Consider the following 2,271-nt stretch of genomic DNA (forward strand, 5'->3'; position numbering starts at 1 on the left):
GTTCACGACCTCCCCCTTGCAGGTGGTGGTGCGGTCGAAGGGTCGATCGCGATCGGCGCCGAGATCATCGAGGTCGATGTCCGGCGCGCGTCTCGCCGGCTAGACTTTGGTTAGGAATTGCACCAAGCGCGGCGGACAGAAAAAGCCTCAGCCAGAGTGTTCGCATCGGGGAATCGCTCCGTTCCGGTCGCGACCCGGTTAGGCGATGCCCATGACAGGGCGGTGAACGAAGCCGGCTAGCTGTTTCGTATCGAAGTCCGTCAAATACGCTTGGAAAGGCGCCGGAACCAGGCGAGCGCCGGCATTTCGACGAAGCGCCAGGTGAACCACGACGCGACGACGACGGCGATCAACATCGCGATCAAAGCCGCAAAACCGATCAAGGGCGAGCCGGCGCCGAAGCCGGTCGCATGCTCACCTCGCAGCATCAGGTCGCCAACGATGCCGAGCCCGAGCTTGCGTTCGATCAGGCCGCCGGCATTGATCAGGCGCGCCTGGACGAAGATGTGGACCATGTAGATCGAATAGGAGAGCGAACCGAGCAGCAGCATCGGCCGGCTGCGCAGCACGGCGCTGACCAAGCCGCCCTCATGTGCAAACAGGTAAAGCGCCAGCGCGAAGACGACCGGTGCCGCAATGCCAAGGTCGTTGGTGCCGGCAATGGAGACGAACAGCGCGATCCCCGTGATCGTCACAAGCTCCGCAATCGTCCAGGCGATGCGCCCTGTCCCGCCGCTAAGCGCTTGTCGCGCCTCTGCAATGGAATCGTGCTGAAACCAGGCGAGCAGCGCGCCGAGCGAGAAGCCGTAAAGGCAACGGATGAAGCCGAAGTCGAAGGACACGTCCATATGACGCGTCGAGACCGCGAGCAGGAAAAGCGGCGCCGTCACCGCGGCGGCGACGAACCATGTCCAGGCGCGCTGGCCAGCGGCGAAGACGACGGCGGCAAACAGCAGATAGGTGAAGAACTCGGCCGAAATGCTCCAGCTCGGCGCGTTCCAGCTCAGATGATCCTCGACGCCCATGCCCTGCAGGAGGAAGAGGTTGGCGATCAAGCTTTTCAGGTCGAAACCGGCGGTGAAGGGTGCGGGACCCGTTCCGTGCAGCGCCGGCAGGACGAGCCGCAGCGCCTCGAAGCCAGCGAAAGCGGCAAGCATCATAAGATGCAGCGGATAGATGCGGCCGAAGCGCACGAGCGCGAAACGCGCAAGATCGTCCGGCTCGTTCAGGCGGCCGCCATAGGCGCTGGCGATGACGAAACCGGAGAGCACGAAGAAGAAATCGACGAACAGATAGGAGCCGCCGACAAACGCGCTTTGCGAAATCATCGAGGTCGTCGGGAAGTGGAACAGCGCCACCAGCAGCGCGCAGATGCCGCGCCAGGAATCCAGCACCAGAAAGCGCTCGCCGGCCGCCGTGCCCACACGGGTCGCCGCTGGTGCGGGCGCAAGGTTGAGCAGAGCCGTCTCAGCCATAATGATACAGATCCTGTGTTGCCCTGGCACTCGCCGAGCGCCGCGCCGTTTCCGCAAGCTGTGACTGGCATGTTGCGTGCCGGTTCTGTAGTTGTGGCTGCCCCGATGCAAACCGAGGACCCGTAATGGCGAACCTAGAGATCGACCACGCGTTCACCGCCCGCTCCAAGACGGGCGCGTCGTTCGAGCCGACCTATGCCGGCGCGCTGTCGTTCATGCGGCGCAAATATACGAAGGACGTGAAGGGCGCGGACGCCGTGGTATGGGGCATTCCTTTCGACGCCGCCGTCACCAACCGGCCTGGCGCCCGCTTCGGGCCGCAGGCGATCCGTCGCGCCTCGGCGATCCTCGACAACGATCCGCAGTATCCGTTCTCGCGCGATCTGTTCGAGCATCTTTCGGTGGTCGACTACGGTGATTGCCTGCTGGACAGCGGCAATCACCACAAGACGCCCGGCACGATCGAGCGCGAGGCGGCCAAAATCCTGAAATCAGGCGCGTTCCTTTTGACGCTCGGCGGCGACCATTTCGTCACCTGGCCGCTGCTCAAGGCGCATGCCGCGATCCACGGGCCGCTGGCGATGGTGCAGTTCGACGCGCATCAGGACACCTGGCCGGATGACGGCAAGCGCATTGACCACGGCTCCTTCGTCGCCCGCGCGGTGAATGAAGGCATCATCGACCCCGACCGCTCGATCCAGATCGGCATCCGCACCCATGCGCCGGATACGTTCGGCATAAAAATCCTCTACGGCCATGAGGTCGAGGAAATGCGCGCCTCCGACATCGCCTATGC

General features: G+C 63.8%; 2 protein-coding genes. One reads left to right on the forward strand and one right to left on the reverse strand.

Annotation, left to right across the window (positions count from 1 at the left end):
- Positions 1–260: 260 nt before the first annotated feature.
- Positions 261–1,475, reverse strand: coding sequence for an acyltransferase (locus EOA27_RS32710; RefSeq protein ID WP_126082867.1), 1,215 nt, complete (start codon positions 1,473–1,475; stop codon positions 261–263).
- Between the two features lie 125 nt (positions 1,476–1,600).
- Between EOA27_RS32710 and EOA27_RS32715 the strand changes: the two genes are divergently transcribed.
- On the forward strand, positions 1,601–2,271 hold a 671-nt coding region (locus tag EOA27_RS32715), incomplete at its 3' end, for an agmatinase (protein ID WP_127258324.1).

Source organism: Mesorhizobium sp. M2A.F.Ca.ET.037.01.1.1, assembly GCF_003998075.1.
Classification (GTDB): Bacteria; Pseudomonadota; Alphaproteobacteria; order Rhizobiales; family Rhizobiaceae; genus Mesorhizobium.